The sequence below is a fragment of the Paenibacillus sp. FSL F4-0100 genome, assembly GCF_037993005.1.
Classification (GTDB): Bacteria; Bacillota; Bacilli; order Paenibacillales; family Paenibacillaceae; genus Paenibacillus_AQ.
This window is the reverse complement of sequence record NZ_CP150303.1, coordinates 726,842-745,814: the sequence shown is the minus strand read 5'-3', so window position 1 is coordinate 745,814 and position 18,973 is coordinate 726,842. Positions and strand designations below refer to the sequence as shown.

At 51.3% G+C, this 18,973-nt stretch carries 14 protein-coding genes and 1 riboswitch; of the genes, 8 read left to right on the top strand and 6 right to left on the bottom strand.

What is annotated here, in order from left to right:
• Window positions 1-454: 454 nt before the first annotated feature.
• The 3 genes from MHH48_RS03265 to MHH48_RS03255 all read right to left on the bottom strand — a co-directional run bounded on the left by MHH48_RS03265 (window position 455) and on the right by MHH48_RS03255 (window position 3,683).
• Window positions 455-1,843 carry a HAMP domain-containing sensor histidine kinase gene (locus MHH48_RS03265; protein WP_076322288.1) on the bottom strand — a complete coding sequence of 463 codons (1,389 nt, stop codon included), beginning with the start codon at window positions 1,841-1,843 and terminating at the stop codon, window positions 455-457.
• Window positions 1,840-2,514, bottom strand: coding sequence for a response regulator transcription factor (locus MHH48_RS03260; protein ID WP_076322289.1), 675 nt, complete (start codon window positions 2,512-2,514; stop codon window positions 1,840-1,842). Before MHH48_RS03260 ends, MHH48_RS03265 begins: the two co-directional genes overlap by 4 nt.
• Window positions 2,515-2,738: 224 nt before the next feature.
• Window positions 2,739-3,683 (bottom strand): YafY family protein, encoded by a 945-nt coding sequence (locus MHH48_RS03255; protein WP_076322290.1) that lies wholly within the window; start codon window positions 3,681-3,683, stop codon window positions 2,739-2,741.
• 99 nt (window positions 3,684-3,782) lie between these two features.
• Here MHH48_RS03255 and MHH48_RS03250 point away from each other — a divergent pair, with 99 nt between their 5' ends.
• On the top strand, window positions 3,783-6,050 hold the full coding sequence (locus tag MHH48_RS03250) for an excinuclease ABC subunit UvrA (RefSeq protein ID WP_076322291.1): 2,268 nt from the start codon (window positions 3,783-3,785) through the stop codon (window positions 6,048-6,050).
• Between the two features lie 120 nt (window positions 6,051-6,170).
• On the opposite strand, the gene MHH48_RS03245 is transcribed toward MHH48_RS03250, so the two are convergent.
• Window positions 6,171-7,868 carry an alpha-amylase family glycosyl hydrolase gene (locus MHH48_RS03245; protein WP_076322292.1) on the bottom strand — a complete coding sequence of 566 codons (1,698 nt, stop codon included), beginning with the start codon at window positions 7,866-7,868 and terminating at the stop codon, window positions 6,171-6,173.
• A 615-nt stretch (window positions 7,869-8,483) separates the two neighbouring features.
• On the opposite strand from MHH48_RS03245, the gene MHH48_RS03240 reads away from it, so the two are divergent.
• The 3 genes from MHH48_RS03240 to MHH48_RS03230 all read left to right on the top strand — a co-directional run bounded on the left by MHH48_RS03240 (window position 8,484) and on the right by MHH48_RS03230 (window position 12,712).
• On the top strand, window positions 8,484-9,518 hold the full coding sequence (locus MHH48_RS03240; RefSeq protein WP_076322293.1) for a LacI family DNA-binding transcriptional regulator: 1,035 nt from the start codon (window positions 8,484-8,486) through the stop codon (window positions 9,516-9,518).
• 149 nt (window positions 9,519-9,667) lie between these two features.
• Window positions 9,668-10,318, top strand: a complete 651-nt coding sequence (gene pgmB, locus MHH48_RS03235; RefSeq protein ID WP_076322294.1) for a beta-phosphoglucomutase — start codon at window positions 9,668-9,670, stop codon at window positions 10,316-10,318.
• A 90-nt stretch (window positions 10,319-10,408) separates the two neighbouring features.
• The gene (locus tag MHH48_RS03230; RefSeq protein ID WP_076322676.1) at window positions 10,409-12,712 is read left to right on the top strand and encodes a glycoside hydrolase family 65 protein; all 2,304 of its coding nucleotides are present in this window, start codon (window positions 10,409-10,411) and stop codon (window positions 12,710-12,712) included.
• A 253-nt stretch (window positions 12,713-12,965) separates the two neighbouring features.
• Here MHH48_RS03230 and MHH48_RS03225 read toward each other — a convergent pair whose 3' ends face one another.
• Window positions 12,966-14,000 (bottom strand): EAL domain-containing protein, encoded by a 1,035-nt coding sequence (locus tag MHH48_RS03225; RefSeq protein WP_076322295.1) that lies wholly within the window; start codon window positions 13,998-14,000, stop codon window positions 12,966-12,968.
• Between the two features lie 205 nt (window positions 14,001-14,205).
• The gene (locus MHH48_RS03220) at window positions 14,206-15,747 is read right to left on the bottom strand and encodes a GGDEF domain-containing protein (RefSeq protein WP_076322296.1); all 1,542 of its coding nucleotides are present in this window, start codon (window positions 15,745-15,747) and stop codon (window positions 14,206-14,208) included.
• Window positions 15,748-15,983: 236 nt separating this feature from the next.
• Here MHH48_RS03220 and MHH48_RS03215 point away from each other — a divergent pair, with 236 nt between their 5' ends.
• The 4 genes from MHH48_RS03215 to MHH48_RS03200 all read left to right on the top strand — a co-directional run bounded on the left by MHH48_RS03215 (window position 15,984) and on the right by MHH48_RS03200 (window position 18,931).
• Window positions 15,984-16,367, top strand: a complete 384-nt coding sequence (locus tag MHH48_RS03215; RefSeq protein WP_076322297.1) for a VOC family protein — start codon at window positions 15,984-15,986, stop codon at window positions 16,365-16,367.
• Window positions 16,368-16,538: 171 nt separating this feature from the next.
• Window positions 16,539-16,650: riboswitch (TPP riboswitch) on the top strand.
• Window positions 16,651-16,762: 112 nt separating this feature from the next.
• Window positions 16,763-17,794, top strand: a complete 1,032-nt coding sequence (locus MHH48_RS03210; RefSeq protein WP_076322298.1) for an ABC transporter substrate-binding protein — start codon at window positions 16,763-16,765, stop codon at window positions 17,792-17,794.
• A gap of 91 nt (window positions 17,795-17,885) precedes the next feature.
• Window positions 17,886-18,179: an MTH1187 family thiamine-binding protein gene (locus tag MHH48_RS03205; protein ID WP_076322299.1), complete on the top strand. Its 294-nt coding sequence runs from the start codon at window positions 17,886-17,888 to the stop codon at window positions 18,177-18,179.
• Window positions 18,176-18,931 (top strand): ABC transporter permease, encoded by a 756-nt coding sequence (locus MHH48_RS03200; RefSeq protein ID WP_076322300.1) that lies wholly within the window; start codon window positions 18,176-18,178, stop codon window positions 18,929-18,931. The genes MHH48_RS03205 and MHH48_RS03200 overlap by 4 nt, the downstream gene beginning before the upstream one ends.
• Window positions 18,932-18,973: the final 42 nt, after the last annotated feature.

Sequence of the window (18,973 nt, the reverse complement as noted above, 5' to 3'; positions counted from 1 at the left end):
TCTCTTTTAAACGTCTGTTTCATTGGAGAAGTTCTACAGATCATGAAGCTAAGAGTGAGTTCGTGCAGCTAAGGCGCTGCGTGGCCGGATCGTTCTTCCGATCGCTGTTAAAACCGGGAAACTGGAATTTGCCCAGCGGTGGTTTCCCGGTTTTAAAGGCGAACGCTTCGCTTCTCCAGCAACGATTCCGTCCCCTCCGCTGGTGTATCTGCATGAGTTCAAGAGGCAGTCTAGCAACTGTAGCTTGCCTTTCTTATGAACCCAGTTCACCTAACGAGCTCGTGAAACTCGAGCAAAACAATTGTATGAGGACGCCCTACAGGGAGGGTGCCCCGTCTCTGTTATAGACAGCAAAAAAGAGGAACCGTTATAAATGCCGGTTCCTCTTTTTATATATTCGATCTAGACCTCAACCATCCCAGATATGATGCTTGATAGCCCAACCCTTGTTGCCTCACCGCTTCCAGATGCGGATCCTCGTTCCCTCATCCGAGCTTTCCACTTGGCATCCAAGTCTCATTTCCCTTGTCAGGTGATCCACGATGGCCAGGCCGATGCCTGTTCCTCTGTTGCCGGAGTCGCTTTCGATTCCCGGTCCGTGATCCGAAATGACAAGCACGCCCCTTAGCCCTTCTCTCTCCTCGGTGTGTATTCCGATGTACTTCCCGGATTTGGCATGGCGGACGACATTTTGGAACAGATTATCAAGAAGCCTTCGGAACCACAGCACGTCCACGTTCCAACTCAGCGGTTCGTCACGCACCTGGATATCGGGTTCGATCCCCGCCTTCTCCCATACGGGGTACCAGGCCGCTGCGCTTTCCTTGACGATTCGCAGAACGTCGGTCAGCTCCATGTTCAGCTGCACTCTGCCGCTGGTGAGCAGGTTGTAGGACAACAGGTTGTCGATCAGCCCGCCTAAATCCGCAATTTTCGATTCGATGAGGGACAACGATGCCTTCCCCTTCTCGCTCAGCGGCTCCCGCTCCATGGAGAAAATATGGCTTCGAATCACCGTCAAGGGGGTTCTCAGATCATGAGATAGATTGGCAATCAGCGACTTGCGCAGCTCCTCTTCCTCGCGCTGGCGGCGCTGACCTTCCTCTAATTGGATGACCATATCGTTATAGCCCGCCTCCAGCTGCCCAATCTCGTCATGCTTGGTTAAGGTAACCGGCTGCGGAATGCCTGTCACCGTATGAGGAGACGTCATGGCAAAGCGAAGTCGCAGCAGCCGCTTGCGGATGCGCACAAAGAACAGCCAGGAGACCAGAATGAACAGTCCGGACATCAAGGCCATGAACAGGCCGTACAGCGCCGTTTCACTGGCAATGGGCTGCTGGACGCTGATATATTTTCTCGGCAGCTGCATGACCATAAAGCCTTCTCCCGATCCCTCTCCCCCGATAAAAGCGACGGATGTGAACGGGTCGCTATCCAGGGAGTTTTTCATAAACTGCACGGTATAAAGCGCGCTCCATACCTCGGGAATGTTAGACTGTACAGGCAGCTGCAGCCTGGTCTCATTGCTGCCGTCCACCCAGAACATGGAGATTTCCGGATACTCCTGCCGTATCGAATTCAGCTTCTGCTCAATAATCTTCGGTGAGGCTCCGCTTAATCCGGCTGCTTCCGCATGCCACATTTTCTCTAACACGGCACCGCTGGTATACTTTCCGACAGGGGCCGGCGGCCGATTCGAGAACGTATCATTCACGAACCAGTAAAAAATCGACGCTAACGGAAACATGATCGGCATGAAGATCATCGCCATTGAGATTAGCAGCAGATAGCGGTTGGTTAACGAATTGCGGAACCTGCCCTGCTTCCTTCTCCATCTCATGCTCTCACCCGATAACCAAGCCCGCGAACCGTCTCAATAATCTCCGGAGTGGCGGGATCCCGTTCCAGCTTCTCGCGCAGATACCGGATATGGACCATGAGCGTCTTGTCCCCCTCAATATAAGACTCTCCCCAAACCGATTCGTAAATTTGCTCCTTGGTCATGACACGCCCCTGGTGCTGGAGCAGGTACATAAAGATTTGATACTGCTTGCCGGTCAGCAGCGTCTCCTCGCCGGTATCTTCGTTCACGATCCGATTCTCGGCTTCATATACGGATAAGTGCTTTACTCTCATGGGCTCCGCTGATTTCACGACAGACCGGCGCAGAAGCACCTCCAGACGGGCAGCCAGCTCGTCCGGGTGAAAAGGCTTCGTTAAGTAATCATCGGCAAACTCAAGTCCTTGCAGCTTATCGTCAATAGAGGTGCGGGCCGACAGCATCAGGATAGGCAGTCCAGGATAGGCTTTTTTGAGGCGCTGCCCTATTGTAAAACCGTCAAGCCCCGGGAGCATGACATCCAGAACAACGACCGCACACGGAGCCGCTTCCTCTACGGCCTTCTCTCCAGTCAGCAGCCACCGCACCTCATAGCCCTTATCCCTGAGAAATTCACTGACCCACCCGCCGATCTCCCGGTCGTCCTCGATATATAGAATGCATGCGCTCATGATCCATCTTCCTTTCTCGTGCCAATATTCATATCTTTTAGGGAAAAAAACTCCCGTATCTATTTATGTATATATTGATCCATCATTTGTCATTGTATCATGGGATACCAAGCGTGCAGGCATCTGATTCGCTAACCTACCTTGATCCTTCATCAACCTTCTCTGAATCTCACTCCAAACATTTCACGCCACTTGATCTTACGGCCCTTAGGTGACCCTGGCACCTATGTATCCGCCACTCCGTAATGCAGGCTCAGCTGCCTTGCCTTCTCCCTCAGCATATCCACGATCTCCTGAGGTTCAATGACTTTCGCCTCCATACCCAAACGCAGGAAGACCTGAGCGACATATTCAAAATCATTGCGATCTACGATGGTGTCCACAATGCCCTGATGCTCATCTTGCATGACCACCTCGTTCTCCAGCCACGCAATGCTCTCGCACTGTCTCGCCCCTTCTCTTGTCAGCTCGGCATATAATCGAACCGGCTCCCGAATGGGATAGTCCTCGAGCCATTCTTGCATGCTAAAGTCCACCTCATAGGTGTGATCGGTTAGGGCTAAGAATTCCATCCGATCCATGCGGAACACACGCACACCCTCCTTCTGGTGCTCCACCGCGGGCATATACCATAAACCATCCTGGGCATAAACGCCGATCGGCAGCACTTCCCGGTCGCTCGTGCCCGATTTGGAACGATAGCTGATCCGTACAGCCCGCTGATGAAGAGCGGCTTCAATGACATCTTTTAGATAAGGGGACCCTGCGGTTCTGCTTGGACTCCAGAACGTCAGCACCGATTCCAGACGGCTGATCATCATTTTGGTATCCTCCGGAAATCCGGCCAGCAGCTTGCGGGAGGCGGAGTCGATATTCAGCTCAAACGGTAACGAGGTATAACGCTTCAAGGCTTGAAAGGCAAAAAATATAGCAAACACTTCATCTTCATCGAATAAGATCGGCGGAAGAACGCGACTTTTCAATGTACGGTATCCCCCGTGCCGACCTTGCTCCGTATATAAGGGAACGCCCATATCGCTGATTTCGGTAAGATATCGGTGCGCCGTGCGAACGGAAACGCCGAATTCATCGGCCACTTCCTGAGCGGTAAAACTCCTTTTGGCATTGGCATACATGATGACATCCATAAGCTGTTTCGCTTTTGACATAATACCCACCTCACACGCAATAACTAGACAAGAATTGTCATGTTTATAAGATATGCTATTGCTGTGTCCAGGTCAAAACGATACAAGAAAGGAGCCCTCATGATGTGCAACCACATGGAACAGTTCATCAAGGTAAACGGTGCCCGAAACAAAAACCTGCGTAACGTGAGCCTGACCATTCCCAAAAAACAAATCACGGTATTCACCGGCGTGTCCGGTTCCGGCAAATCCGCCATGGTCTTCGATACGATTGCCGCGGAATCCCAGCGTCAGCTGAATGAGACGTATTCCAGCTTTATCCGTCATCGCCTCCCGCATTACGGGCAGCCTGAGGTCGATTCGGTTGAGAACCTGTCGGTCGCGATCGTAGTCAATCAGAAAAGAATCGGCGGCAATGCCCGTTCAACCGTTGGAACCATCACCGATATCCATTCCTTGCTGCGCTTGTTATTCTCCCGGATCGGTCGGCCCTTCGTCGGATATTCGGACGTATTTTCCTTTAACAACCCGCAAGGCATGTGCCCTCATTGCGAGGGACTGGGCAAAGTGAACAGCTTTCGGATCGAGAACTTGATCGATAAGGAGAAATCGCTGAACGAAGGCCCCATCCGGTTCCCGACATTCCGGCCGGGAGAGTTCCGCTGGAAGCGTTATGTCGCCACAGGCCTGTTTGATAATGATAAGAAGCTGAAGGATTACACCGAGGAAGAATGGGACACGCTGCTGTACAAAACCGGCTTTAAACCGCCGAACCCGACGGAGGAATGGCCGCCCACCTCGTATTATGAAGGCATTATTCCCCGATTGGAGCGAACATTCATAAGCAAGGATTCGCGGGATGCGAGGACGTACAGGGAAGCTATTGAACAAGTGGTGGCCGAGACCGCCTGCCCGTTATGCCACGGCGGAAGACTGAATCAGGAGGTGCTCGCTTGCAAAATCAATGACACATCCATCGCCGACTGTGCACGGATGCAGGTCAATGAGCTGATCGCCTTTTTGCACACAATCCAGGATCCGGCGGCAGCAACCATCGTGGAAACCTGCATAACTCGGCTGGAGCAGCTGCTTCTGGTCGGGATCGGCTACCTGACGATGGACCGGGAAACCTCGACCCTGTCCGGCGGCGAGTCCCAGCGCATCAAAATGGTCCGCCAGCTGGGGAGCAGCTTGACGGATTTAACGTATATTTTTGACGAGCCCAGCATCGGCCTGCATCCGCACGATGTGCACAACATGAACCGCCTGCTGCGACAGCTTCGAGATAAGGGAAACACGGTCATCATCGTGGAGCATGATCCGGACGTCATCCGGATTGCGGATCATATTGTAGATATGGGGCCGCGAGCTGGCACCGCTGGCGGTACGATTGTGTATGAGGGGGACCCGGAAGGGTTGCGCCACGCAAACACACTGACAGGTAAATATTTGAGTCAACGCGCCCGGTTAAAGTCCTCAGTGCGGGAGCCGGCCGGATGGCTGCACATTGAGGACGCCTCCCTTCACAATCTGAAGCAGGTGTCTGTGAGCATTCCAGCCGGGGTGCTGACAGTGGTAACAGGCGTTGCCGGGTCAGGAAAAAGCACGCTCATTAACCAGGTGCTGCCAAACGTTTATCCGGAGGCCATCATTATTAATCAGGACATGATTCAGGCATCCAACCGCTCCAATATCGCTACGTTTACCGGCATTTTTGATGCCATCCGCAAGCTGTTCGCCGACGAGAATCAGGTAAGCCCATCCCTGTTCAGCTTTAATGCCAAGGGGGCTTGTCCGGTGTGCAACGGCTCCGGCACGATTACGATGGATCTGGCTTTTATGGACAGCCTTGTTACCGTTTGCGAAGCCTGCCGGGGCCGCCGTTTTCATGACGACGTTCTGCGCTATCAACTTCGCGGTAAAAACATCAGTGACGTGCTCGCCATGACCACCGACGAAGCGCTGGATTATTTCACGGAACAAGGAATCGTGGCCGCACTTCAGCGCATTCAGCATGTTGGACTGGGCTACTTGACGCTCGGTCAGCCCTTAAGCACGCTGTCGGGAGGGGAACGGCAGCGGGTGAAGCTGGCGGCCGAGCTTGATAAGCAAGGTGAAATTTATGTACTGGACGAACCCTCGACCGGGCTCCATCTGTCCGATTGCGAGCGGCTAATGTCCATCATCAACCGCCTTGTCCGTCAGAACAGCACGGTCATTGTGATCGAGCATAATCTGGATATCATCAGCCAGGCCGATTGGATTATTGACATGGGACCCGGCGCGGGGCAAGACGGCGGGAATATCCTGTTCTCTGGCAAACCGGCCGATCTGCTGAAGAACCCGCATTCCCTAACAGCCAGATATTTACGGCAGTTTCAAGCCTAGGCATTTACGCCTTCCAGGCTCATGCGGAGGGCATCCTAACGGTCAAAAAGACCCCGAGCATACCTCCTTCCAAGGGGCTCGGGGTCTTTGGGTGTTCCACTGCAATAGACAAGCTGCGACCTACTCCAATATGACGGTCGTATAAGGCGGCAGCGTTAAGCTGCTGCCGTTTAATGTCGCTCTATCATCCGTTGTTTTCGACAAGGATTGGAATGGCGATTCCCCGCTCTTTGCCGCCAAATCGACCGTCTGCTCTTCGCCTGACAGGTTATGGACAACAAGGGCTTTGTTGTCCTGGGTACGGCGGATATAAGCCATCACCTGCCCATTGCCGGAAGCATAGGATTCAATCGTACCGCTGTTCAGCGCAGGCATATCATTCCGCCAACGGATCAACGTGCGGTACCGGGATAACAGAGAATCCGGGTCGCCCGTCTGCTGCTCCACGCCCTGTACCTGATCGCCCCGGTTATGCTTAAGCGGCTCCCAGGTCGTCTGTCTCTTATCGCTGCCCGTATTGGACCAGATCATCGGCTCGCGGATTTGTTCGTCCGGCTTCGCACCCTTCATCCCGATCTCTTCTCCGTAATAGATAAACGGATTGCCCGGCATGGTCAACAGAATGCCGGCGGCCATCTTGGCGTGGTTCTCATCGCCCTTCAGCTGCGACATGACACGGTTCATGTCATGATTCGTCAAGAATGCGGCATCCGTAAACTTGCCGTACGATACCTGGCTGAACAAACCATAAGTCCGCTCCAGGGTGAAGGCCAGGTTGTTATCCTTCTCGTTCATCGCAGCACCGATGATGCTCTCGCCCAGGCTAAAATTGAACCCGGAATCAAACGCTTTATCGAGATACGGGGCAATGACCGCTGCGGAATTATCCCAAATCTCACCTACGATATAAGCGTCCGGGTTCACCTCATTCATGCTGGCGCGGAATTCCTGCCACCAGGCCGTATTCTTGGCCGTGGTTGCCTCGCCCTTATCGGACATCAGATCCTCATAAATATGTTTGGCTGCATCGATCCGGAATCCATCGACACCGAGCTCCAGCCAGAACTTCCCGATATCCTTCATCTCCTCGCGGACCATGGGATGATCGAAGTTTAGATCGGGCATTCCGCCCCAGAACGTGCCCATGTAATGGGCACCGTTCATCTCATGCCAAGGCGAGCCGCTGCCGGCTGCGCTGGCCCCCGAAGGGGTCTTCCCTTGATCCTCGGCCCAGATGTACCAATCGCGGGTCGCCGAAGCTTTGTCTTTCGCAGCCTGCTTAAACCAGGCATGCTCCGTACTTGTGTGATTGACTACCAAATCCATAATAATTTTGATCCCGCGCTTATCCGCTTCAGCAAGCAGCGTCTTGAAGTCATCAAGCATCCCGTACTCCGGATGGATGGAACGATAGTCGGTCACGTCATAGCCGTGATAGCTTGGCGAAGGATTGATCGGCATCAACCAAATCCCCGTCACGCCAAGATCGTCAGTAGTGTCCGGATTTCCGTCATTTAGATAATCCAGCTTCTCAATGACGCCTTGTAAATCACCGATCCCATCCCCATCGGAATCATAGAATGAGCGCACGAAAATTTCATAATAGACGTCGGAGGGCTGCTCATCCGCCTCCTCTGTCTCCACTGTTGCGGGCGCTTTCGGATCCGACTCTTTCGTTTCCGGCGCCGCTGGCGGCTTGGCGTCCTCTTGCGGTGGAGCCGCTGTACCGCTACAGCCTGCCAGCAGACTTCCGGTAAGCGTAATGGCGACAAGCCATATAGGCAGAGCTCTGCGTTTTCCCCATGTAAAACGTATCACATTATTTACCTCCTGTTCGCTGCAGCAGCAGAAGTTCATCCAGTTACTGCATTTATGTATTCAAATGTATCTCTTCATATCTCTACAGCATTCCGGGAAAGCGCAAACGTTTGTATTCAAAACCACTAGTGCTTTCCAGTAAAACGGTTACATTTCGTGGTCCAACTTGAATTCCATCTTATTCCGCCGATGGCGGCCCATTTTTATCCATCCATATCATAACTCACTTCTTTGTTTTGTTAAATCGTTTGCACAATGCCGTTTTAAGTTGTTTTCCGGACTTTTCTGGCCATAATACCGGCCTTTCTCCAGTTTTCTAACCCTTGCTTCTTTTTTGATGCATTTGTGAAATAATTGCGCTGGACTGACTTGGATACGTATTTACAAGCCTATCGATTAACGTTAATATAGCAGTGTGAAACCGTTTAACTTACAGGATCAATATGGCTTTAGATCAATAGGTATCATGTATACTCAGGGCCTGACAGACCCACAATTAAATAAAGCAGAACGGTCCGCGATTAGCGGAAGTTACTCTTCTGAAGCAAGAGAGAACTCCAGTAGTCGCTTTCTTATTTTCAAAAAAACGCAAACGGTTCCACTGGAGGTCCTATTATGTCTGTAACGATTAAAGATGTCGCAAAACGAGCGGGCGTATCCCCCTCCACCGTCTCGCGGGTGCTTTCCAATCATCCTAGAATCAGCCGCGAAACCTCGCGTAAGGTGAAAGAGATCATGGAGGAAATGGGCTATCATCCCAATATTATGGCCAAAAGCCTTGTTTCCAAAACGACGGAAAGCATATGCGTCATTCTGCCGAAACCTGCGGAGGAATTGTTCCTCAACTTATTCTTCATGGAACTGATCCGCGGTATCGTCACCCAAGCGAACCGCTCCGGATACGACGTCGTTCTCAGTTCGGGCGGCAACGAGAAGGAAGAGGTCGAAGCCGTATCCCGGCTGCTTAACGGTCGCCGCGTCGACGGCGCCATTTTGCTATACTCCAGGCAGGACGATAAGGTGGTTGATTTTCTCAAGTCCAACAACTATCCGTTCGTGCTTGTCGGCCGGAGCGAGAAATACCCGGATCTGTTATCCGTCGATACCGATAATGTGCAGGCTGCCTATGATGCAACCAAGCATCTAATCTCCCTTGGACATCAACGGATTGGCTTTGTCAGCGGCCCGCCTAACCTGATCGTATCTCAGGACCGGATGAAAGGCTATGGCAAAGCGCTTGCCGATGCGGGTCTGGAGATGAGAAAAGAGTGGATTGTGGAAGGCGAGTTCCTTCAGGAGAGCGGCTATCGCGCCATGTCCTTTTTCATGAACCTGCCTGAACGTCCGACGGCGCTTGTCATTGTTGATGATATTGTATCTTTCGGCGTGCTTCGGGGACTGCACGAGCTGGGGTATAAGGTACCCGAAGATGTATCCATTATCAGTTTCAACAATATCTCTTTGACCGAACTATCGACCCCGCCGCTAAGCAGTGTGGACATCGGGATTTATAACCTGGGTTATACCGCTTCCCAAGCGCTGATCCAGACCATTCGAAACGATGACAACACGATACTGCCGCACCGTTATATCATTCCGCACCGGTTGATGATCCGCGAATCCTCGATGTTTTCGCTGCCGAAATCTTAAGGTCCGGATCGAATCGCGGAAGATACACAATGTGTTTCCAAAATGCGGAAGATACACGAAGTATTTCAAAATAAAGAAGCATCGTGGTGCTTCCTTTATTTTTGCAGCTTGGTTCAAACGTTTGCACTAATTCGTTAAGGAGGATGTTCATGTCATCCATATCCGCTTGTTTATTTGATCTTGACGGCGTTCTGGTAGATACCGCCAAGTATCACTACATTGCCTGGAAGCGTCTTGCCGGGGAACTCGGCTTTGAATTCACGGAGCAGGACAATGAACGCCTGAAGGGAGTAAGCCGCATGGCCTCCCTCGATATTCTGCTCGAGGTTGGCGGAGTGAAGCTGGATGAAGGCGCCAAGCTGGCACTGGCCGAGAAGAAGAACGCCTGGTATGTCGAGTATATTTCCAACATGGATGAATCCGAGATTTTGCCTGGAGCCCTCGAATTTATCCAAGCGCTGAAGGACCGCGGCATCAAGGTTGCGCTGGGCTCCGCCAGCAAAAACGCCATGCTAATTCTGAACAATACCGGCCTCACACCTTACTTCGACGCCATTATCGATGGAACGAAGACTGCCCAAGCGAAACCAGATCCAGAGGTATTTACGATGGGCGCTCATGAGCTTGGCGCCCGGCCTGACGCCTGCGTCGTATTCGAGGATGCTGAAGCCGGTATCGAAGCTGCCACGCGCGCGGGAATGCGCAGCGTCGGCATCGGTTCCCCTGAAACCTTAGGGCGGGCCAACATCGTTCTTCCCTCCCTGGAAGGATTCACAGTGGATCGTCTACAGGAGTTGTAAGCGAATGCATACACATGCTTACTGCATCTGGTAGTTTCATCCCATATAGATCTGCAACCATTTTTCCTAAAAACAAAGGAGCCGATGATTGTGAAACAATATTTAAAGCTTGATGAATGGTCAATTATTGAGGAGGGCTTTGATCCTCACACGCATGAGATCTCGGAGAGTATCTTCAGTATCGGGAATGGATTTATGGGCCAGCGCGCCAACTTCGAGGAATCCTACAGCGGCTCCTCCCTGCAAGGCAGTTATATGGCCGGCGTGTATTACCCGGATAAAACCCGTGTAGGCTGGTGGAAGAACGGTTATCCTGAATATTTCGCCAAAGTGCTGAACAGCACTAACTGGATTGGCATCGGCATTGAAATCGACGGCGCGCCGCTTGATCTGGCTAAGAGCACGGTGAAGGATTTTGTGCGTGAGCTGAACATGAAGGAAGGCTTCCTTTCCCGCAGTTTCACCGCTGTCATGGAAGACGGCAAAGAACTCAAGGTTGAAGCTGTTCGTTTTGTCAGCATTGTACGCCACGAGATTGGTGCCATTCGATATACCGTAACTCCACTCAATTTCGCTGGAGAGCTTACGATAACGCCATATCTCGATGGCGATGTGAAGAACAAGGACTCCAACTATGACGAGAAATTCTGGCTTGAAGTATTCAAGGAAGCTGCGCAAGGTTCGGCCGCATTGACTGTAAAAACCAAGAAGCTTGATTTCCATGTAACCTCCGCCATGTCTTATGCGATTTTAAAGAACGGCGAGAAGCTGGAACTTCAAGCCGAACTGGTGGAGAAAGAGAAATATGCGGGAAACCGCGTAAGCGTGCCGGTGTCTGAAGGTGAAGCCATCACCATCTATAAATATGTGGCTAATGTTACTTCCCGCAATCATGGATTCGGCGAATTGGTGGATGCTGCACGTGCTGTGCTGGAGCCGGCGGCCCGGACCGGATTTGAGTTGCTGCTGAAGGAGCAGGCGGATGCATGGGGCGACAAATGGAAGGAAAGCGATATCGTCATTGAAGGCGATGTGGCGGCCCAGCAAGCGATCCGCTTTAACATTTTTCAGTTGAACCAAACCTACAGCGGCGAAGACGACCGCCTGAACATCGGGCCGAAGGGCTTCACCGGGGAAAAATACGGCGGCAGCACCTACTGGGATACCGAGGCGTATTGCCTGCCGTTCTACTTGAGCACCGCGGATGCCAGCATCTCGCGCAACTTGCTGATTTATCGTTATAAGCACCTGGAAAAAGCGAAGGAAAACGCCAAGAAGCTCGGCTTTGCCAAAGGCGCTCTCTATCCTATGGTGACGATGAACGGCGAAGAGTGTCATAACGAGTGGGAGATTACCTTTGAGGAAATTCACCGTAACGGGGCGATTGCCTATGCCATCTACAACTATGTCAACTATACCGGCGACTTCTCTTACTTCGGCCAATACGGTCTGGAAGTGCTCGTGGAAATCTCCCGTTTCTGGGAAGAGCGCGTGAATTACGTGCCGGCGAAGGATCAGTATATGATGCTCGGCGTTACCGGTCCGAACGAGTATGAGAACAACGTGAACAACAACTGGTACACAAACCGGATTGCCAGCTGGACGATGGAATACACGCTCGACGTGCTCGAATATTTGAAAGAGAACGAGAATTCCCGCTATGCCGAGCTTACGGCGAAGCTTGCGCTGCAGGATGTCGAGACAACCAAATGGCAGGATATCATCAGCAAAATGTACTACCCGGTAGATGAGGAGCTCGGCGTATTCCTGCAGCAGGACGGATTCCTCAACAAGGAGCTTGTTCCGGTGAAGCAATTGGACCCAGCCCACCTGCCCCTGAATCAGAACTGGTCCTGGGACCGCATTCTGCGTTCGGTATACATTAAGCAGGCTGACGTGCTGCAAGGATTGTTCTTCCTTGGCGATCAGTACGACTTGGCTACGAAAAAACGCAACTTCGACTTCTATGAACCGTTCACGGTACATGAGTCCTCCCTCTCGCCATGCGTACACTCCATTCTCGCGTGCGAGCTTGGGTACCAGGAGAAGGCGTACGAGATGTACCTCCGTACAGCTCGCCTGGATCTGGATAACTACAACAACGATACCGAGGACGGCTGTCATACAACCAGTATGGCGGGAACCTGGATGTCCGTTGTGCATGGCTTCGGCGGTTTGCGCGTGAAGGACGGCGTATTGCATTTGAATCCATTCATTCCAGGCCACTGGTCTTCCTTCTCCTTCAAGGTGATGTTCCGCGGGTCCCGCCTGAAGGTCAACGTCAAAGGCAAGGAAACCATCATCGTGAACGAAACGGATACGCCGGCTGTCCTGAACGTGAATGGCAAGGAATACAGTATCAGCGGATTTGGAGAGGTAACAGCCGCAAGATAACAGGCATGCTTGTTCAATCAATGGCTACCCCGAACTATGTAAAAACAAGAGCCCTGGAGAACACTCCAAGGCTCTTGTTTTTACAGAAAGCGGGCTCCTTCAGACATCATCATTACTCCTTCTTGAAGGACCCGTCTTCATCCATGCCAAGCATCTGTATTGTCTGAACTCAGCCAAAGGCTCCGGCAACCAGATGCCAAAGCTCCGCATCAAGATGGCGGGGGAATTGCCGATTATGTATGCTATGAATAGATTAGTTGAGAATGAGGTCACGCGGAGGCCGTTCAGATGGCTTCCCAAACAAATACCCCTGCGAGAGCTCGATCCCGATTTCTCGGCAAAAATGAAACTCCTCCCGTCTCTCAATGCCTTCAGCCAGCACCATGGCCCCAAAATCATGAGCCATGTTGGTGATCATTTTGAGCTGCTTCTGCTGGGCGGGATTACGATCGCAATGGTCGATCAGACTCCGGTCGATTTTCACATAATCCGGCTTAAGCTTAATCATCTGTTCCAATGTGGAATACCCTGCGCCGACGTCATCCATGGCTACCGAGATTCCATGACTGCGATAAACCTCGAAAATCGATTGCAAATGCTTCACATCATCAATCTTCTCGGTTTCCACGACCTCAAATACGAAATCCCTCGGATCCAGATGGAGCCTGTCTATGGTATTAAAGGTGTGGCTTAGACACATCTCCGCATCATATATGGAGGATGGCAGGAAGTTCACGAATCGCTTCACGCCGATAGGAAGCCACTCGGCACTCGTCTCAATGGCACTGGTTCGTGCTGCCCGGTCCAGAAATGCATGCAACCCGGTTTTACGGGCTGTCTCAAACAGCTCATACGGCTGGAATCTGGCTCCCCACTCTACCGGACGAAGGAGAAATTCGTAGGCCACGATCTGCTCGGATGTATCCACGATGGGCTGCATGTAGCTCGTAAACTGCTTATGTAAAATGATACTCACCATATCGTAATGCTCCATCTGCAGTTCGAACTTCTGCATAGGGGTCCACGAATGCCGGATTTGCGGAGCTTCTCCACCGGTAACACAGAAGGACAGCTCTTGACGAATCTTCAGCGGAAGGGGCTGCAGACACTTCATCATAGAGATCAGGTCCGCACGTACCTTGTAGTTCACAGCACAACCCTCATTGTTCTCTTGTACCGTGTAGCCGTTCACTGCCAGCAACTGAATAAGCTCACCACTTGCAGGCTTCATATGAATGGTCCCCTGGTCCTCAATCGGTTCAAAGGTGCTGCAATTGTCGCAAATCATGTTCGTCCTCCTTGGCAAGCTAGCTCTCACTATGCTTCTTATCGGCATTTTGAATATGATTTCTTTGCATTTTATGGATTTTATATCGAAGTTATGACCTATTTTAAGAGAAATGCGCAAGATTCGTGCAATGATTGCGCCAAATTCTACAAAAATCGACTTATATTGCTTTTAACAACCTATTGTCGATACTATGGTCATACATTCATCTACTCACCTTTTGATCCAAAAGCTGCAGCAGCATCGTCCGCTCTACATCAAAATGCCAGGGGGCGTTCCGTTCCTTCGCCGCATACATCGCTGCATCCGCACGACCAATCAGCTCCTGGTCATTTCTGGCATGATCTGGATAAACCGCAATACCGATACTCGGCGTGGTTCGGACCTCATGCCCTTCCAACTCGTACGGCTCACTAAGCATCGTCCAGATCTCCTCCGCCATCCAAATCAGCTCCTGATCATCGCCTGCCGGATGGATCATGACGGTGAATTCGTCTCCACCTAAACGGGAAACCAAAACTCCCTTGGATTCGAGTGATTGAAGCCGGTCTGCAACCTTTCGTATCAACAAATCGCCAGCACGGTGGCCGTATCGGTCATTGACTCGTTTGAAACGGTTCATATCCATATACAGCAAGCCTACACGGGAACCTGTGCGGTCCGCCTCCTTCAGCGAACTTGACAGCCTTGCATTAAAATAACGACGATTATACAGCCCCGTAAGATCATCGCGATGTGCCAGGGATTCACTCTGCATCAGACTTTCATGCAGTCGGTCCAACAATCGGTCGTTCTCGAACTGGATCAAAATCTGCCTGAACAAGATCAGGATAACGCACAGGGAAAGGCCGGTAAACAGTCCAGTCCACCCTCCAAAATGCTGCGCCATAAGGGCAAACATCCCGCCGAGCACGCTGTAGGGAAGCAGGTACCTTACGATCAGGTTTCCGGTTGAACGAGGCTCCCGCTCGCCAACAGATGGATTACGGGTATCAGGAGCGGAATGTCCGCCTGCGAAACTAATGAAAAATACCGATAACGTATAGAGTGGATACAGGTAAGAGCGAACCTCGATATCCAAAAGATCAACGAGATAGATGTACAGAACATCTCCGGCAATAAATGTACTTCCGCCAAGACATAGCAGGATGGCCGCCCATTTCCTTAACTGTCCGGTATTAAAATACAACACCATTGTAAAAAAAATAAGTACCATTGCGCACAGTGGATACAGCATGTCCACCCAAAGGTTTCCCCATGCTGCCTCATGGGCCAGACCCTGAAGCTCAGGCTTGATGAAATATTCCCATCCTACCGTCATGACCGCTATGCCAACAATCACGATATCCAGCATAAACCGCAGCCCCCGAAACGAACCCTGAACATGCCGGAATAAATAAATGAGAGAACTTGCGAACAGGATAAGTTCGAGCCCCCAGAACAAATGGGTTAGAACTGACAGGAAAGCGCTCTCTTTTCCAAACCAGATATTGCATGCGTGGAGGGTTCGGGCCACTGCCTCCCCCATCAATCCGAGACTCACAATAAGCCAAAACCTGCGAAGATGAACCTCAAAACGCCGACGGATCCGCCGCATTAAATAAACGGAAGCGGCTGCAGGAGAAATAATGACTAGTACACGCTGAAGCGATAAAGCATCAGGCATCCACAGAGCGATCATTATCTGAATGAATGCATATATTATGGCGAGTCGAATCCACAGATGATCTGCTGGAGTTGGACTCATAAGCATTCCTCCTCGGCCAAAAGGTAAGCTGGTTCACTTTAAGTGTGTTAGGTCTTTTGAATTAACATATCTATTTCTCATGATACTTTTTGCCCACCCAAAAGTAAAGATGAGGAAATGAAAGAAAAATCATCTTATTAGTCTGTGCACGAACAACATAAAACCTATTTGACGTATAGGAATTATATGATAATATTTCAGTCATATCTTATATGAATCGGAAGGGGTGTTGAACCATGTCACAGAAACGATTGGATCATGTTGGTATTGTTGTCCGGGACCTTGAAGCTACAATCGCCTTCTATACATCCGTAGTCGGACTTGAGCTGAAGGACCGCCTGACCCATACTAATGGCGTTATCCAGCTGGCGTTCCTAGGATTTAACGGCAGCAACGAGACGGAAGTCGAGCTTATTCAGGGATACAGCGACACGCTCCCTTCGGAAGGAACTGTACATCATTTTGCAGTCAGCACGGATAACATTGAAGAGGAATATGCCCGTGTGCAGGGACTTGACGTTCCTCACTTGGACGAGGAAATCGTGACGCTTCCGAACGGGTACCGCTATTTCTTCGTGCACGGTCCCGAAGGAGAATGGATTGAGTTCTTCCAGCGCTAATCTCTGCGTAGAAGCCGTATTCAAATACTTTATCTTGTGAAAGGTTCATAGCATCAATTAATTCTCCCATTTCATTAGTGTTCTAACAAAGACCTGTCACGTTCGCGCCTCTTCGAACTAGACAGGTCTGCTGTGTTAGGACTATAATAGCGGATGTAATGATCGAAACTTCATAAATACCGGGGGAGCTGGAATTTGGCCGGCTGAGAGTGTATCCGATATGATACTGACCCTTACACCTGATCTGGGTAATGCCAGCGTAGGAAGCCCATGTTTGCGGCAGCTTTTATTTGCCGTGGTATACACTTACGCCGTCATGCGTCCTGATATCATCAGGGCGTTTTTTTGTGGAGTTGCGAGGTAATAGAAAGAGAACTTAAAGGAGAGAAGAAACGATGAAGAAGGGAAGATGGATTCCGCTGCTTCTCGCTTGCGTCCTGCTGATGGTTGCGTCCGGATGCGGTACAAGCGGAGAGAACAAGAAGACAGGCGCAGCAGGTGAGGACAGTCAGACTTCCGGGAAGCTCCGTGACGTACAGCTGATGCTCGATTGGTCCGCCAATACGAATCACACCGGCCTGTATGCAGCGAAGGAGCTTGGGTATTATGAGGAAGAAGGGCTTAATGTCCAGATCGTCCAGCCGGGAGCAGGCGGAACGGACACGCTGGTCGCATCCGGAAACGTGCCGTTCGGCATCAGTTATCAGGAAGGCGTAACGCTGGCCAGAACCCAAGGATTGCCGCTCGTTTCCATCGCAGCGATCATTCAGCATAATACATCCGGCTTTGCGGCTCCCAAGGATAAAGGCATCTTGAGGGCAGGCGATTTTGAAGGGAAATCCTATGGCGGCTGGGGCTCGCCTGTGGAGGAAGCGGTTATGAAGTCCATCATGGAGATCGATGGTGCCGATGTCAGCAAGGTGAATATGGTCAATATGGGCGATGCCGATTATTTTACGGCCGTCAAACGCGACATTGATTTTGCCTGGATCTTCTATGCTTGGACGGGTATTGAAGCCGAGCTTCGCAATGAGCCGCTTGACATGATTTATGTGAAGGACTACTCTGAGCAGCTTGATTATTACACACCGGTGATCGTAACGAACGAGAAGCAGATCCAGGAAGACCCTGAGCTTGTCAAAGCGTTCATGCGGGCGACTTCAAAAGGATACGACTATACGATTCAACATCCCGAAGATGCGGCAGCCCTGCTGACGAAGGCTGTTCCCGACCTGGATGCCGAACTGGTTCTAGCCAGCCAGAAATGGCTGAGCCCCCGTTATCAGGATGATGCATCCCGCTGGGGCGAACAGAAAGCCGAAGTATGGTCGGGGTACGCAGACTGGATGTTTGAGCGCAAGCTGCTGGAGAAGGAACTTGACGCTGACAGCGCATTTACCAATGAATTTTTACCGGAGAAGCCATAAGGTTATTTCTATATAAAAGAAGAGAGACGGCCTTTGCAGCAGGCCGCCTCTCTTCCATTACAATACAGCTTGCACGAAAGGATGAGTTTATATGGCGAATACTCTCTTGAGCGTTCAAGTAATACCGAGAACGCCAAACGGGACCGACAGCATCCCTTATGTAGATGAAGCGATCAAGGTTATTCAGGAATCAGGCGTGAAATACGAGGTTCATGCACTCGAAACGACCATGGAGGGAGAGCTCTCCGAGCTGCTCAGGATCGTTGAGCGCATGCACGAGGCGCTGGTTAATGCGGGCAGTCCCAGCATCATATCCCAGGTCAAAATCGCGCATCATCCAAGCGGCATCAGTATGGATAAGCTGACTGAGAAATACCGTCCATGAGAAGCTGGTGGAGTTCTGTTTGGCCGCCCGTTGTGGCGGTTCTCTTCTTTTTGGTGGTATGGCAGGCGGCAGTATCCGTGTTCGACATTGAACCCTTTATTTTGCCTGCACCGACGGCCATCGGGCATGAGGCCGTTACCGGAGCTTCCGGCCTCTTCCAGCATACAGCGGCCACCCTGCAATTAACCCTGATCGGCTTTATAATCGGTACGGCAATCGGTCTAATCATCTCGCTGGCACTGCACATGGTGCCTTTTCTCAAAACCGCCCTTTATCCGCTTCTTATTCTTAGCCAAAATGTGCCGACAATCGCCCTAGCCCCGCTTCTCATGATTTGGTTCGGCTTCGGCATGCTGCCCAAGGTTATCGTGATTACGCTGGTCTGCTTCTTCCCTGTCGCTGTTGCGGCCCTGGATGGACTCGCACGTACCGACCGCACCATGATGAATTATATGCAGATGGCGGGGGCTACCTCGTGGCAAATTTTCACCAAGCTGGAGCTGCAGCATGCCCTTCCCTCCATCTTCTCCGGGATTCGAATTGCGGCCACCTATTCGGTCATGGGGGCGGTTATCGGGGAATGGATCGGCTCGGACCGGGGAATCGGCTACTACATGATGCTGCAAAAATCCGGCTACCGCACGGATCGGGTATTTGTTGCCATCCTGGTCATCGTCTTGCTCAGCCTGCTGATGGTGCTGCTGATCACCCTGCTGGAGAAACGGCTCATCCGCTGGAATCGAAAAGGTTGAGCCCCCTGTGAATAGACATTTCGAATCTTATATGAAAGGAGG

Excerpts from the sequence above, each read along its gene's own strand:
- MHH48_RS03240 (WP_076322293.1), top strand. The coding sequence starts at position 8,484 with ATGTCTGTAACGATTAAAGATGTCGCAAAACGAGCGGGCGTATCCCCC.
- MHH48_RS03200 (WP_076322300.1), top strand. The coding sequence starts at position 18,176 with ATGAGAAGCTGGTGGAGTTCTGTTTGGCCGCCCGTTGTGGCGGTTCTC.
- MHH48_RS03210 (WP_076322298.1), top strand. The coding sequence starts at position 16,763 with ATGAAGAAGGGAAGATGGATTCCGCTGCTTCTCGCTTGCGTCCTGCTG.
- MHH48_RS03255 (WP_076322290.1), bottom strand. The coding sequence starts at position 3,683 with ATGTCAAAAGCGAAACAGCTTATGGATGTCATCATGTATGCCAATGCC.
- pgmB (WP_076322294.1), top strand. The coding sequence starts at position 9,668 with ATGTCATCCATATCCGCTTGTTTATTTGATCTTGACGGCGTTCTGGTA.
- MHH48_RS03220 (WP_076322296.1), bottom strand. The coding sequence starts at position 15,747 with ATGAGTCCAACTCCAGCAGATCATCTGTGGATTCGACTCGCCATAATA.
- MHH48_RS03260 (WP_076322289.1), bottom strand. The coding sequence starts at position 2,514 with ATGAGCGCATGCATTCTATATATCGAGGACGACCGGGAGATCGGCGGG.
- MHH48_RS03205 (WP_076322299.1), top strand. The coding sequence starts at position 17,886 with ATGGCGAATACTCTCTTGAGCGTTCAAGTAATACCGAGAACGCCAAAC.
- MHH48_RS03215 (WP_076322297.1), top strand. The coding sequence starts at position 15,984 with ATGTCACAGAAACGATTGGATCATGTTGGTATTGTTGTCCGGGACCTT.
- MHH48_RS03265 (WP_076322288.1), bottom strand. The coding sequence starts at position 1,843 with ATGAGATGGAGAAGGAAGCAGGGCAGGTTCCGCAATTCGTTAACCAAC.
- MHH48_RS03250 (WP_076322291.1), top strand. The coding sequence starts at position 3,783 with ATGATGTGCAACCACATGGAACAGTTCATCAAGGTAAACGGTGCCCGA.
- MHH48_RS03225 (WP_076322295.1), bottom strand. The coding sequence starts at position 14,000 with ATGATTTGCGACAATTGCAGCACCTTTGAACCGATTGAGGACCAGGGG.